10 protein-coding genes are annotated in these 15,312 nt (G+C 35.7%); 8 read left to right on the plus strand and 2 right to left on the minus strand.

Annotated elements, in window-relative coordinates; genetic code table 11:
• The first annotated feature begins 147 nt into the window (after window positions 1-147).
• The 5 genes from EKM01_RS08130 to EKM01_RS08150 all read left to right on the plus strand — a co-directional run bounded on the left by EKM01_RS08130 (window position 148) and on the right by EKM01_RS08150 (window position 8,161).
• Window positions 148-2,439, plus strand: a complete 2,292-nt coding sequence (locus EKM01_RS08130; RefSeq protein ID WP_126767756.1) for a DNA topoisomerase 3 — start codon at window positions 148-150, stop codon at window positions 2,437-2,439.
• 639 nt (window positions 2,440-3,078) lie between these two features.
• Window positions 3,079-3,558 (plus strand): DUF6265 family protein, encoded by a 480-nt coding sequence (locus EKM01_RS08135; RefSeq protein ID WP_126568274.1) that lies wholly within the window; start codon window positions 3,079-3,081, stop codon window positions 3,556-3,558.
• A 188-nt stretch (window positions 3,559-3,746) separates the two neighbouring features.
• On the plus strand, window positions 3,747-5,894 hold the full coding sequence (locus tag EKM01_RS08140; protein ID WP_126767759.1) for a TonB-dependent siderophore receptor: 2,148 nt from the start codon (window positions 3,747-3,749) through the stop codon (window positions 5,892-5,894).
• A 63-nt stretch (window positions 5,895-5,957) separates the two neighbouring features.
• Complete coding sequence (locus tag EKM01_RS08145) at window positions 5,958-7,085, plus strand: PepSY domain-containing protein (protein WP_126555591.1); 1,128 nt, start codon at window positions 5,958-5,960, stop codon at window positions 7,083-7,085.
• 527 nt (window positions 7,086-7,612) lie between these two features.
• Window positions 7,613-8,161: a PepSY-associated TM helix domain-containing protein gene (locus EKM01_RS08150; protein ID WP_126555588.1), complete on the plus strand. Its 549-nt coding sequence runs from the start codon at window positions 7,613-7,615 to the stop codon at window positions 8,159-8,161.
• A gap of 91 nt (window positions 8,162-8,252) precedes the next feature.
• Here EKM01_RS08150 and EKM01_RS08155 read toward each other — a convergent pair whose 3' ends face one another.
• Window positions 8,253-10,886, minus strand: a complete 2,634-nt coding sequence (locus tag EKM01_RS08155) for a valine--tRNA ligase (protein WP_126768028.1) — start codon at window positions 10,884-10,886, stop codon at window positions 8,253-8,255.
• Window positions 10,887-11,103: 217 nt separating this feature from the next.
• Here EKM01_RS08155 and EKM01_RS08160 point away from each other — a divergent pair, with 217 nt between their 5' ends.
• Window positions 11,104-11,490 carry a DUF1573 domain-containing protein gene (locus tag EKM01_RS08160; protein ID WP_126568268.1) on the plus strand — a complete coding sequence of 129 codons (387 nt, stop codon included), beginning with the start codon at window positions 11,104-11,106 and terminating at the stop codon, window positions 11,488-11,490.
• A gap of 198 nt (window positions 11,491-11,688) precedes the next feature.
• On the opposite strand, the gene EKM01_RS08165 is transcribed toward EKM01_RS08160, so the two are convergent.
• Window positions 11,689-13,017, minus strand: coding sequence for a PDZ domain-containing protein (locus tag EKM01_RS08165; protein WP_126767762.1), 1,329 nt, complete (start codon window positions 13,015-13,017; stop codon window positions 11,689-11,691).
• Between the two features lie 127 nt (window positions 13,018-13,144).
• On the opposite strand from EKM01_RS08165, the gene EKM01_RS08170 reads away from it, so the two are divergent.
• Window positions 13,145-14,350, plus strand: coding sequence for a pyridoxal phosphate-dependent aminotransferase (locus EKM01_RS08170; protein ID WP_126767765.1), 1,206 nt, complete (start codon window positions 13,145-13,147; stop codon window positions 14,348-14,350).
• A gap of 225 nt (window positions 14,351-14,575) precedes the next feature.
• Window positions 14,576-15,247 carry a GTP cyclohydrolase I FolE gene (folE, locus tag EKM01_RS08175; protein ID WP_126454086.1) on the plus strand — a complete coding sequence of 224 codons (672 nt, stop codon included), beginning with the start codon at window positions 14,576-14,578 and terminating at the stop codon, window positions 15,245-15,247.
• Window positions 15,248-15,312 lie beyond the last annotated feature (65 nt).

Consider the following 15,312-nt stretch of genomic DNA (forward strand, 5'->3'; position numbering starts at 1 on the left):
AGCAGACAGCAGGACGGTTCTTCGTTGAGAAAAACAGTCGTTCTGCTCCTAAAAACAGCACAACGTACCAGTTCATAACTCCATAAAATTTATTTTTAATACCAATTTCTAAATTCCTACTTTGCACCCTTAAATCAGTAGGAAAAAATGAAGGTCTGTATTGCCGAAAAACCAAGTGTCGCCCGCGAAATCGCATCCGTTTTGGGAGCTAATACCAAGCATGACGGATATTATGAAGGCAATGGTTATCAGGTCACCTACACTTTTGGGCATTTATGTACCTTAAAAGAACCGAACGATTACAAGCCCCATTGGAAAAGTTGGGACTTGAACAATCTGCCCATGCTTCCCGACAAATTCGAAACCAAAGTGGTCGAGAATTCGGGGATCCAAAAGCAATTCCGAATCATAAAAAGCCTTTTCGACAAAGCCGAGTTGGTCATCAACTGCGGGGATGCCGGGCAAGAGGGTGAACTTATTCAACGCTGGGTGATGAACGAAGCCAATTATAAAGGCGAGGTGCAACGCTTGTGGATTTCTTCCCTAACCACCGAAGCCATCAAAGAGGGTTTCCAGAACTTGAAACCATCTGCCAACTATGATAATTTATACTATGCAGGATTTTCCAGAGCCATTGGCGACTGGTTACTGGGCATGAATGCCACGCGTTTGTACACCGTAAAACATGGCGGATACAAACAAGTTTTGTCTATTGGCAGGGTACAAACCCCAACATTGGCAATGGTCGTGGACCGATTCAAGGAAATCGAGAATTTCAAACCGCAACCGTATTGGGAGTTGCAAACTTTATACAGAGAAACGCTTTTCAGCTATGAAGAAGGACGCTTTTTGAAAAAAGAAGATGGCGAACTCTTGGCCAATAAAGTCAAGGAAAGTGAGTTCGAAATTGTTTCTGTCGAAAAAAAGAATGGCAATGAGTTTGCACCTAAACTATTTGATTTAACAGGATTACAGGTGTATTGCAATACCAAATTTGGTTTTACGGCAGATGAAACGCTCAAAATTGTGCAGACTTTGTACGAACAAAAAGTAGTTACGTATCCCAGAGTTGATACGACGTTTTTGCCCAATGATATCTATCCAAAAGTGGCTGGGATTCTGAAAAACTTGACGAATTATGCAGCATTGACGCAACCGCTTTTGGAAAAAAAGATAAAAAAATCGACCAAAGTTTTCAACGATAAAAAAGTTACGGATCACCATGCGATTATTCCAACGGGGATTCAATCCAACTTGCAATACAATCAGCAGCAAGTATATGACATAATTACCAAGCGATTTATAGCCGTGTTTTATGACGATTGTTTGGTTGCCAATACCATCGTTATTGGGAAAGCAGCAGATGTAGCCTTCAAAACGACAGGAAAAGAAATCCTTAAAAAGGGATTTCGCGTAGTCTTTGAAGATCCAAACGCCAAAGAAAAAGAAGCCGATATTTTACCGAGTTTTGTTGTAGGTGAAAAAGGGCCACATGAACCCTCGTTTTTAGAAAAGGAAACCAAACCACCGAATCAGTTCACCGAAGCTACTTTATTGCGCGCCATGGAAACCGCAGGCAAGCAAGTGGATGATGAAGATTTACGCGAATTGATGAAAGAAAACGGTATTGGGCGTCCCTCCACGCGAGCCAATATTATTGAAACGCTGTTTAAACGCCAATACATCATTAGGAACAAAAAACAGGTATTGCCAACACCTACGGGAATTCAGCTTATTGACACCATTCAAAATGATTTGGTGAAATCAGCTGAACTCACCGGCTCTTGGGAAAAGCAGTTGAAAGATATTGAAAAAGGAACTTTTACCGCTGCTGCGTTTATTAAGAACATGAAAAACATGGTAGAAGCTTTGGTCTATGAAGTGCGAAGTGAAACCAGACGTGCCAATATCTCGCACGCGGGAAGCATTCAAAAAGAAGTTGTCAAAGTCGAGAAAAAGAAAGCCGCGGGAATTTTGGCGGAAGCCTGTCCAAAATGCAGAAAAGGAACACTTATCAAAGGAAAATCTTCATTTGGATGTACCAATTATAAAGCAGGTTGCACGTTCCTATTGCCTTACACTTTTGCAGAGAAAAAAATATCCGAGAACCAATACTTGCGATTACTACAAAAAGGATCTACTGTAAACATGAAAGATTTTAAAACTGATATCGGCACTGTGGAAGGTTTGCTTCGTTTTGACGAAAATTTCCAACTTCAATTAGAAGCCAAGAAAGCTTTAAAAAAAGTCATTCCGGACGAATTAGCCTGTCCGAAATGCAAGAAAGGAACGGTGCTAAAAGGAAAAATGGCTTATGGCTGCAGCGATTATAAATCAGGCTGTGATTTCAAAGTGCCTTTTGATGTGGTCAGAGCAAAACTGAAAGATCAAAAACCAACTAAAGAATTGGTTTATATTATTTTGAATGAAAGTGATTAAATTTTGTTTTAACCATATAAGTAGCAAGAAAGATATATTGTCGCAATTATTAAAAAGAGTTTTTGCCACAGATTGTAAGGATTAAAAAGATTTTTAAAATTACATAACGAATTAATCTGTGCTAATCTGTGGAAAAGAAATTTAGTGCTTTATTAAAATACGACATTAAATTTTAGTCATTACTTAAGTTATATAAGAAAACCCGTTGGGTGCAATTATTCAAAACGTCAGTTCGAGTGTTTTTTGTGTAGTAAAACGGAACAAACTTCTCGATACGCTTCGCACTCGAAGTGACGTGTATCGAGAACCGTTTTTAATACTAATTTTCTAGTTCTCGATATAATCCCGCCCAAAAGCGGGATCACTCGAACTGACGAAAATTATCATCAAAAATTAATTGCACCCAACGGGTTAAGGAAGTTAGTTTATTTGTCACATTGGCTGAAGAGAACGTAAGTTAAAACATTCTTTATGAACTATGCGACTTTCCTTAAATGAACTGTTTTTTTCCTTTATTCTATTCAAATTAAAAACTTATATGACTTATATGGTGAACCTGTGATTCCAAAACTAAAAAAACGACGTTATTCTATTTTTTCTTAATTTAGCAGTTCAAAATAACACCAAATATTTACACCAATGTTTCAAAAAACAACTCTTATATTACTTTTGTTAACCATTTTTTCCTGCAAAGAATCGGATGCAAATGAATTAGAAAAAATGAAAGCCGCCAATTGGATTTTAGGAAATTGGGAAAATAAGTCCGTTGATGGAAATCTTTCTGAAACTTGGAAAAAAGTAAACGACAGTACTTTTGAAGCGCAATCCTATTTTATCAAAGAAAAAGACACTTTGCATTTTGAATCTATTATTTTGCAACAAAAAGGAGAAGAATTAACGTATTCAACTATGGTAAAAGGACAAAACGAGGATAAAGCAGTCGCATTCAAGTTGACAACGACAACTGAGAAACAACTGGTTTTTGAAAACCCGAAACATGATTATCCTCAAAAAATTATTTATAGTCAAATCAATCCAGACAGTATCGTGGTAAAAATTTCAGGAATCCAGCAAGGAAAACCCAGTTCCGAACAATATTCAATGAAAAAAATCAACTAAAATTTTAACATTTTAGTTCCAATCAAAACCTTGCTCGAAATAAGCAAGGTTTTTTTATGCCGTTAAAAAACTGTTTTGCAGTGGAATAAAAATTAATTTTAAATATTATCTATAATTAGTCTAAATAAGTTTTGTTAAGAACAAAAGCACTCTTATATTTGCAACTTATTTTTAATTAATCTAAATAAATGAAAAAGATACCTGCCTTTTACCTGTTCGTTTTGCTTTTTGGAATAACGGTTACTGCTCAAGAAAAGAAAGAGCAAGAAAAAGATACCTTAAAAACATTGAAAGAAGTGATTATAAACACCAACAAATACAGGTATAAAAGAGAAAAAAGCACCACAATCTCTAAAATGCCTTTGAATAATATTGAAAATCCACAGGTGTACAATACGGTTACCAGCGAGTTAATGAAAGAACAAGTGGTTACTAACTTTAGTGATGCGCTAAAAAATGCAACTGGAATCACGCGTCTTTGGGAATCAACCGGGCGTGGCGGCGATGGTGCTGAATATTTTTCCATGAGAGGTTTTTCAGTTCAGCCAACAATGATCAACGGGCTTCCCGGAATCAACAATGGAAGTATTGATCCGGCCAACGTGGACAATATTGAAGTGATCAAAGGACCTTCAGGAACATTATTTGGTAGTAGTTTGATTTCATACGGAGGTTTAATAAATATTGTAACTAAAAAACCTTATTCAAGATTTGGTGGAGAAATCAGTTATAATGCCGGATCGTATGGTATGGATCGCCTTACTGCAGATGTAAATATCCCGCTAAACACGGATGTTTCCGTACGAATCAATACAGCCTACCAAAAAGAAAATTCGTTTCAGGATGCCGGTTTTGGCAAATCCTTTTTCTTTGCGCCTTCCTTGAGTTATAAAGTTAGTGATAAACTTTCGTTCTTGATCAATACTGAATTTACAAACCGAAATTCATCAAATGCCCCGATGCTTTTCTTGAACAGAAATTCCGCTCTATCATTTGATTCGATGGAATTATTCGAAAAAAACTATAATAAATCATTCACTTCAAACGAGCTGTCCATCAGCAATCCTACTTATAATTTACAGGCTCAAATGTTTTATAAAATATCGGATCAGTGGACTTCACAAACGGTATTATCCAGAAGCAACAGTAAAACAAATGGGTATTATTCCTATTTATTTGATGCATCAAACGGAAATGATTTTACACGATTCATTTCTAAAAGAAACGGAGAAACTTTAGCAACGGATATTCAACAAAATTTTATTGGAGACTTTAAAATTGGAAACTTAAGAAACCGATTGGTTGCTGGTGTCGATTATTATAAATCAAATATTATAAACGGGAGTACCGGCTGGGTTGGAAACGGAATTGTCTCCTTAATCGATGGATCAGATACCGGAGATTTGACCCAAGCGGGAGTTGATAATCTTTTAGTAGATTCGTTTGACGGAAATTCAAATGCTGAAGTTGAGGTTATTAGTGCGTACGCCTCTGATGTGTTGAATGTTACCGATAAATTATCTGCAATGATCAGTTTGCGCGTCGATTATTTCAAATCGAAAACAGCGACCGAAGAAAACAGCCAAGCAGCCGTTTCTCCAAAATTCGGTCTGGTTTATATGTTGATTAAAGATAAAGTTTCGGTTTTTTCAAATTATATGAATGGCTTTGTAAATGTAACGCCACGAGAAGTTTCTGAAGTGGATGGTTCTAATCCAAGAATGGAATCTTTTGATCCGGAGCAAGCTAATCAATATGAATTTGGATTAAAAACGAACTTATACAAAGACATCATTTCGGCATCGATTAGCTACTACAACATTGATGTAAAAAACCGATTAATGACGGATCCAAACAATATTAACAACGCAATTCAGGGCGGTGAAGTCAACAGTAAAGGAGTTGAAATCAGTTTTACGGCAAACCCAATGAAAGGATTTAATGTGATTGCTGGATTCAGTAATAACAAAAGTGAAGTTACAAAAGACAATCCCGGTGATGGATATTTAGGATTAAGACCTGAAGAAGCCGGACCAGAAACGCTAGTAAATTTTTGGGCAAATTACACGTTGACTTCCGGGAAATTAAAAGGATTCGGTCTTGGATTTGGCGGAAACCTTGCCAGTGAATATAAAACGTTGAACAGAGCGAATATCGGAACGTTTGTCTTACCAAGTTATACCATATTAAATTCGGCTTTGTCGTATTCGAATGATAAATTCAATTTAGCTTTAAAATTAAATAATATATTAAACGAAAAATATTATTCAGGCTGGTCTACTGTAACTCCACAGCGATTAAGAAGTGTAACTGCCGGTTTGACGTATAAATTTTAAGATTCCTAATTCGTTTTGTCTAACTAAACTCCTCTTTCCCTGGAGGAGTTTAATCCATTTATAATGAAAAATAACACCTTAAAAAAAGCAATCCTAAAAATCCATCTTTGGCTTGGCTTATCCTCAGGCATACTTGTTTTCATAATTGCCATCACGGGAAGTTTGTATGCCTTTCAGGAAGAAATACAAGATTACACCGATGAGTACAGGTTTGTTATAAAACAGGAAAAACCATTTCTATTACCTACGCAATTGGAAGAAATTGCCCGAAAAGAAATTCCAAACAAAGTGTTACATGCCATAAAATACAATGGTTCTGTCAAATCAGTGGAAGCTATATTTTTCCATTACGAACCTTCCTATCATTATATTGTGTACCTCAATCCGTATACAGGTGAAGTCCTTGAAAAAACCAATATGGAAGATGGGTTTTTTAACTTTATTCTTGACGGTCATTTTTATCTTTGGCTGCCTCATGAAATCGGACAAACCGTTACGGCATCGGCAACTTTAGTGTTTTTGATTCTGCTGATTACGGGAATGATTCTTTGGTATCCAAAAAATAAAAATGCTGCCAAACAACGTTTTTGGTTTAAATGGAAAAAAGGATTAAAATGGAAACGCAAAAACTATGACTTGCATAATATTACTGGCTTATACGTGCTTATAATTGCCCTTATTTTTGCAATTACGGGTTTAGTCTGGGGTTTCCAATGGTTTGGTTATTCTTATTATACGGTTCTTGGTGGAGAAAAATCATTGGTTTATGAAGATCCAATTTCGACTATAAAAACAAAAAAAGTAGATAAACCGCTGGATCAAATTTGGACTTTGATGCAAAAAGAATATCCAAAAGCAAAATCTATAGAAGTGCATCCACCGGAAAGTGCCAATTCTTCTATTGCTGCAAATGCAAATCCTGAGGAAGGCACCTATTGGAAAATAGACTATCGTTATTTTGACCAATACAACCTAGAAGAACAAAAAGTAGATCACCTTTACGGAAGGTATAAAGAAGCTAAAATTGCCGACAAACTGCTGCTCTTGAATTACGACATTCATACGGGTGCCGTTTTTGGAATAGCCGGAAAAATATTTGCCTTTTTAATCAGTTTACTTATTGCGAGTCTTCCTATAACCGGATGCTATATTTGGTGGGGAAGAAACCGAAAATCAAATGTTAAAATTTAACGTTTCACGCTAAAATTAAAAATCCTTGTCTAAAAGCAAGGATTTTTTTTATTTAAAAAACTGTATTACAATACATTAAAAAACATTTAAATTATTATCCATATTTAATCTAAATAAGTTTTGTTAAATCAAATTCAGATTCTATATTTGTATCGTTATTTTTAATTATTCCAAATAAAGATTCATGAGAAACTTTTTAATACCCACTTTAACCTTATTTTTCAGCATAAGTGGCTTTGCACAAGAAACTGCACACATAATTGAAAATTTCTAAATCTTTTGGTACAAGCGGCAGTCTTGTAGTAGAGGATATTTTAGCAAGAACAACATAACATACAGCCAATTTGAGTTTTTTTATGCAGATTGTCAAATATTACAAATGTTTTGAATTATACCGTACATGAAAATTACAGTGTAAACCCAACAGCCCCCCGTCAAGTGATGACCAGCTTAAAATATAAATTCTAATTAAACCTTTTGCCAAATAAAAAGTCTGATTCATAATTCAAAACCTAAAATTCAAACCCATGATGAAAATAAAAGCAAGAAATTTACACCGTGATTTAGGGTATTTCTATATCGGATTAATTGTTTCTTTTGCCCTCTCAGGACTTATGATGAACCACAGAGAATACTGGCATCCGGAAAAATACACTACCGAAACCAAGGCGATCCAAGTAAAAGTTTTTGCTGAAAATGAAATTAATGAAAAATTTGCTGAAGATTTAGGCAAACAATTGGGCATCGATGATAAAATGAGACGTCAAATGGTAAAAAAAGGAACCTTTAAAATTTCTTTTGAAAAACACGATGTCGAAATTGACCTGAAAACTGGAAAAGGTGAGATTGTTTCCTTCTCTAAAACGCCAATTATCAGCCAAACGATGAAATTGCATAAAAACACCTCTAATTTTTGGATTTATTATTCTGATATTTTTGCGATCAGCTTAATCATTATTGCCTTAACAGGAACGGTTATGATTAAAGCCGGAAAATTCAGTTGGAAAAACAGGGGTTGGAAACTGGCCGTTGCCGGAATTATATTTCCGTTATTATTTTTGTTTTTATTTGGCTAAATTTCTACTTCAATCCTGCTAAACTAAGTTGACATAAAAAAGAACCCGACCCATATTGAAAATGGGTCGGGTTTATATATTTTGACTAAGTCTATTTCAATCCAGCCAAACTGTGCTCGATAGTTTCCATTTTTGCCAGAGCATCTGCTTCTTTTTGTCTTTCGTTGGCTAAAACTTTCTCCGGTGCACCAGCCACAAATTTCTCGTTGGCTAGTTTATTTTGTACTGATTTCAAGAAACCTTGCGTATAGACTAACTCCGCCGTCAGTTTAGCAATTTCAGCTTGCACGTCAATATTTCCAGTGATTGGGATGAAATATTCATTCGATTTGACACGGAAAGACAAGGCGCCATCCACTTTATCCAAAACATATTCTAAGGAAGTCAAGTTTCCTAATTTAGTCACCACCGAATCAAAATAATCCGAAGTATTGTCATTATTGACAATTTTAAATTCAATCGCATCTTTAAACGGAATATTCTTGTCTTTACGGATCGTACGAATTCCGGAAATAACCTCCATTGTGTTTTCAAAATCAGCAATTAAACGGGAATCAAACGGTTTTATTTCTGGCCAAGTCGAAACGATTAATGCTTCATCTGTAGTTCTTTCGGCAAGAATTTGCCAAATTTCCTCTGTCAGGAACGGCATAAACGGATGCAATAATTTTAAATTATTTTCAAGCATTGCTATGGCTTTCGCCAAAGTAACGCTGTCGATTGGCTGTTGGTACGCCGGTTTTATCATTTCCAGGAACCAAGAGCAGAAATCATCCCAAACCAGTTTGTAAATTCCCATTAAAGCTTCGGAAATTCTGTATTTTTCGAAATTATCTTCGATTTCTAGAAGTGTTTGTTGCAACTTGGCTTCATACCACTCGATTGCTACTTTTGAAGATTCCGGTTGTGGAATCGTTTCCGAAACTTCCCAACCTTTGATCAATTTAAAGGCATTCCAAATTTTATTGGTGAATGCTTTTCCTTGGTTGCACAATTCTTCGTCAAACATAATGTCATTCCCGGCAGAAGCGCTCAAAAGCAATCCAACCCGAACACCATCGGCACCAAATTTTTCTATTAAGTCTAAAGGATCCGGTGAATTCCCTAATGATTTAGACATTTTACGTCTTTGTTTGTCACGAACTAAACCAGTCAAATAAACATTTGTAAAAGGTTTTTTTCCTGTGTACTCATATCCTGCAATAATCATTCTCGCTACCCAGAAAAACAAAATATCCGGACCAGTTACTAAATCATTGGTTGGATAATAGTATTTAAAGTCTTCACTTTCCGGATTCATTATACCTCCAAAAACGGACATTGGCCATAGCCAAGACGAGAACCAAGTGTCAAGAGCGTCAACATCTTGCTTTAAATCTTTTGTTTCAAGTTTAAGGTTTAAAGTTTTCTCTCTCGCTAACTTTAGAGCGTCTTCAATATTTTCAGCGACCACGAAATCCTCTTTTCCGTCGCCATAGAAATAGGCCGGAATTTGTTGTCCCCACCACAATTGACGCGAAATATTCCAATCGCGAATGTTGTTTAGCCAATGGGCGTACGTATTGTTAAAACGTGCTGGATGCAATTTAATTTCGCCATCAACCAATACGGATTGAATTGCCGGTTTTACCAAATCTTCCATTTTCAAGAACCATTGGTCTGATAAACGAGGCTCGATAACTGCTTTGGTTCTTTCCGAAGTACCTACTTTATTTAAGTGTGTTTCTGTTTTTGCTAAAGCACCTATAGTCCCTAGTTCTTTTGCAATTTCTTCACGAACCACAAAACGATCTTTCCCTTGGTAATGCAAACCAAAACTATTCATCGTTGCATCTTCGTTGAAAATATCAATAATCTCCAAATTATGCTTTTCTCCCAATGCCTTGTCATTCATGTCGTGAGCTGGGGTCACTTTCAAACAACCAGTACCAAATTCGATATCAACATAATCGTCTTCGATAATCGGAATCACTCTTCCGCAAATAGGGACAATCGCTTTTTTGCCTTTCAAATGAGCAAAACGTTCGTCATTTGGATTAATACAAATGGCGCTATCACCAAAAATAGTTTCCGGACGCGTTGTTGCTATTGTCAGAAAATCTTCGGATCCTTCTATTTTATATTGTATATAATATAATTTTCCTTGTTGTTCTTCATAAATTACTTCTTCATCAGACAAAGTCGTTTTGGCTTCCGGATCCCAGTTCACCATTCGGTATCCTCGATAAATCAAACCTTTGTTGTATAAATCTACAAAAGAACGAATCACTGAGGCTGACATATCAGGATCCATGGTGAATTTTGTTCGATCCCAATCACATGAACAGCCCAATTGTTTGAGTTGTTCCAGAATTACACCGCCATATTTATCCGTCCATTCCCAGGCATGCGCCAAAAATTCTACACGTGTTAAATCATTTTTATGGATTCCTTCAGCTTTTAATTTGGCTACCACCTTAGCTTCTGTAGCTATTGAGGCATGATCCGTTCCCGGAACCCAGCACGCATTGAACCCTTTAAGACGCGCTCTTCTTATTAATACATCTTGAATAGTATTGTTCAACATGTGTCCCATGTGTAAAACTCCAGTCACATTAGGCGGTGGAATTACGATAGTATATGGTGTTCTATGATCCGGCTCTGAGTGAAAATAATTGTTTTTCATCCAGTAGTCATACCACTTATTCTCAATAGTTTTAGCGTCAAATTGTGCAGGAATAATCATTTTATTGTGGGTCATTTAATCGTTAAATTCAATTGTTTGTTGGTTCCGTTAAACCAATAACCAGATCAACAAATACCCTTGTAGACTTTGGTCTGATATTTGTAATTCTGATAGGGCACAAAAGTAAATAATTAAGTAGACTATAAAAAGGGAAATAAAAATTTGTGCGTTAATTAAAACAAAGTATATTTACTTTAATGAATTTAAAAAAATGAAAATGAAAAAAATACTAATTTTATTTGCATTCACATTAATTAGCACCGTAGGATTTGCTCAAAATGGCCCTAAAATTGAATTTTCTGCAAAAGACAATACAATCGATTATGGGAGGGTTACCAAAAATGATAATGGAACCCGTAATTTTATTTTTACGAACACTGGAAATGCGCCATTACTTATTACAAATGTACTTTCTACTTGTGGGTGCACCATTCCAACAAAACCAACCGAGCCAATTATGCCGGGAAAAACAGGAAAAATATCCATAAAATACAATATGGCTCCCGGACCAATTAGAAAAACAATAACTGTTGAATCGAATGCCGTGAATTACGATTCCGGGAGAGTCGCTTTAAAAATAAAAGGGGAAGTAGTTGCAAATTAAATCACGCAATTGTGATTTATTTAAAACAAGGAGATACCCTGTTTCCTCAGACTTTCGCGTTAAGGAGCCAATGGACAAAAACACTATTCCTCTAAATCCAATGTGTCCTATTTGATTTTTACCCGACCTACTTGATGGATTTAAATTCCATGTGTACACATCAATACGCTTCCTGAAACCCTCTGGAGGCGTTTTTTGTTAGAGAAAATCCTGTAACTGAAATCTAAATTTCAGAATCTGACTGTTTCTTTCCACTTCCAATGTTATCCATTTTTCCTCCTCAGATCTAAAGAGAGAATTAACTTTTTGCAACGAATATCTATAAGCAGGAGCGTTATTGATTAAAATAATAATATCGCCTTTTTGTACTCCTGAATTTGCTGCAGGCGAATTATTTCTAACATTTGCAATCTCATAAATAGGCTTTAATTGGAATTTATACTTAAAGTCATTGAGTACTTTAGTTTCGCCTGACTCATTATATTTTGGTAACAAAGGGACGGTTTCCATCCGAACAGTTTCCTGAACCCACTGTAATCCGTTGTGCTGGATCTCTACTCCGCTTTTATTGTATGCAAAAGGATCGTTGTAAAGACTATTTTTTTTTACATACATTTCTTTTTTAGGGTAATTAAAAATAACGGTAAATCTTTTCATAATCTCTCCTCCTACTGATCCCATCCGATCAGGAACCATAGTAACATTCCTAATTGAAGTAGAGTCCGGGAAAGCTACTATTGGATTATTAAATACAAACTGATTCATTGCGAATTTTTGAATTCTGGCTCTTTTTCCTTCAACATCACCACTAAATCCTCTGCCCAAAAAATCAGCAAAATTTTTCGGGGGAACTTTAAGAAATTCGGAGCGATCCTGAAACAACCATATTGCATCACTATTTCCTATATCAATCAGCAACTTGACCACCAGTTCCTTATTATTCAACAACACCGTACTTTTTAAATACGGCTTTGATTTCTCGATAGCGATAGGAATAGTTTTGAACTTTCTATCTATTTTTTTTCTATTTTTAGCGGTATCGCTATAGACTATAACTCTCTTTTTAGAGTAATTAATTTCGACCAGATTATTTCTAAAAAACTGAAATCCTATAATTCCGTTTACAGGAATCCCAATATGAGAGGATAAATTAAAATCCTGATTCAAAACAATATAAACCATATGATCCGCATACAACATGCTGCCGAATTGCAATATATTATTGGTCGATTTCAATCCCTCGACCGCCTCTTGACTCCCTAATCCTCTTAATAGTACTTTTTCAGCGTTAAAAAAACGAACTTCTTTTTTTTCTTCCAAACTAAATAATATGGTCTCTTCTACACCGGAATCCAATAAAAAATTCAATTCTACTCCATTCACTTTTATAGGCAGAAGCACTAAATTATTGATCAACTTGAAAGGCACACTAATTTTGTCTCCGTTTTTTTTAAACTGAAATCCTTGCTGCGCCAAAACACTGGATATTGAGAAGATTAAAAAAAATAAATTTAGCGTTCTTTTCATTGTGCTAGCTTTCTATAAAAATACTAAAAATATAAAACAAAACCTTGTTTTATATGATATATCCGGGCATAAATTGTGATAAATTCGAAAAAAAAATCGCAAATTTGCAATTCAATAATTTAAGACTATGCCAACAATATCAAATAAAGGCAAACAAATGCCTGAATCACCAATACGAAAATTGGTTCCCTACTCTGAAATAGCGAAAAATAAAGGCCATAAAGTATACCATTTAAACATTGGCCAACCCGATATCAGAACTCCTGAAGTTGCTATGAATGCGGTTAAAAATATAGATTTAACTATTTTAGAATACAGCCATTCCGCCGGGAATGAAAGCTATAGAAAAAAATTAGCTGCCTATTATACAAATCAAGGAATTCCTGTACATATTGAAGATATTATAATCTCCACCGGAGGATCTGAAGCCTTGATGTTTGCTATAGGCAGCACGATGGATCATGGTGATGAGATCATTATTCCGGAACCATTTTATGCAAATTATAATGGATTTTCAACCGCATCGGGAGTTTCTGTAGTTCCAGTAATCTCGAGTATTGAAACCGGCTTTGCATTACCGGCCGTAGCTGATTTTGAAAAGCTGATTACGCCAAAAACAAAAGCGATCCTGATTTGTAATCCAGGAAATCCAACGGGTTATTTATATTCAAAAGAAGAAATCATGCAACTGGCTGCCTTAGTCAAAAAACATGATTTATTCCTAATTTCTGATGAAGTATATCGTGAATTTACTTATGATGGTGATGTCCATTATTCCGTAATGAATGTTCCCGGGCTTGAAGAACATGCAATCATGATTGATTCTGTTTCAAAAAGATACAGCATGTGCGGTGCCAGAATAGGATGTATTGTTTCTAAAAACAAGGAACTGATGGCTACTGCAATGAAATTTGCACAAGCAAGATTAAGTCCACCAACGATTGAACAGATTGCAAGCGAAGCTGCTCTTGACACTCCACAAAGTTATTTTGACGAAGTAATTTCAGAATATAGAGAACGCAGAGACACTTTGATTGAAGAATTAAATAAAATAGATGGCGTTATTGTAAGCAAACCAAAAGGGGCTTTTTATTGTATTGCGCAACTACCAATTACTAATGCCGATGCTTTTGCGCAATGGCTATTAGAAAGTTATGACCTAAATGGAGAAACAGTAATGGTAGCACCAGCAGCCGGTTTTTACTCTACTACGGGAATGGGATTAAATCAGGTTCGAATTGCTTATGTTTTAAAGAAAGAAGATTTAATTAGCGCAGTACGAATCCTGAAAGCAGCGATTCCTGTTTATAATGCGACACTAACGAAAGTATAATCAAACACATTTTGGTAGACATCCCCTTTAGGGAACCGGAACTATTTTATAAAAGGCAGTAACGAGTTCGTTATTGCCTTTTATTTTTAGATCCAAAAAAGAGAGTATAACGGGCGGCTGAACCAATAAAGTAGTCTTAAATAGTAGGAGCGATAGAAATTTTTTAATTTTTATTATTTACCTTTACCCCTTAAATATTTACACCAACAATAATAGTTGCTTTTAATGATAAAAAACGAAGAATTTCAAGACGAAATAGGAGAAAACCATATTAGTTTATCCGCAAAAAATCCAGTACGAGATGATGCTTTTGCCATTTCTGATGAGGAAAAAATTGAAAAAATAAAAAAGGACGTGGAGAGCATTCTAATCACACTTGGAATGGACTTGACCGATGATAGTTTAAAAGGCACGCCCAATCGTGTTGCCAAAATGTTTGTAAAGGAAATTTTTGGCGGTTTAAATCCTGCTAAAAAACCAAAAGCATCTACATTTGACAATAATTACAAGTACGGTGAAATGTTAGTTGAAAAAAACATCATCGTATATTCTACCTGTGAACATCATTTATTACCAATTATAGGAAGAGCGCACGTAGCTTATATTTCAAACGGCAGAGTTATTGGTTTGTCTAAAATGAACCGTATCGTAGAATATTATGCTAAAAGACCTCAGGTTCAGGAGCGCTTAACCATGCAAATTGTTCAGGAATTACAAATCGCATTAGGTACAGAAGATGTAGCCTGTGTAATCGATGCCAAGCACCTTTGTGTAAATTCAAGAGGAATCAGTGATATTGAAAGTAGTACCGTAACCTCTGAATTTGGCGGAAAATTTAAAGATAGTGTCACTCGCAGAGAGTTTTTAGATTACATTAAATTAGAAACTAAGTTCTAGTCCTCTCCCCGACCCTCTGCAAAGGAGAGGGAGCCCAGCTTGGTAAGATCAGAACAAGATTACAA

This window comes from Flavobacterium sp. RSP46, assembly GCF_003984825.1.
In the GTDB taxonomy this organism is placed as follows: Bacteria; Bacteroidota; Bacteroidia; order Flavobacteriales; family Flavobacteriaceae; genus Flavobacterium.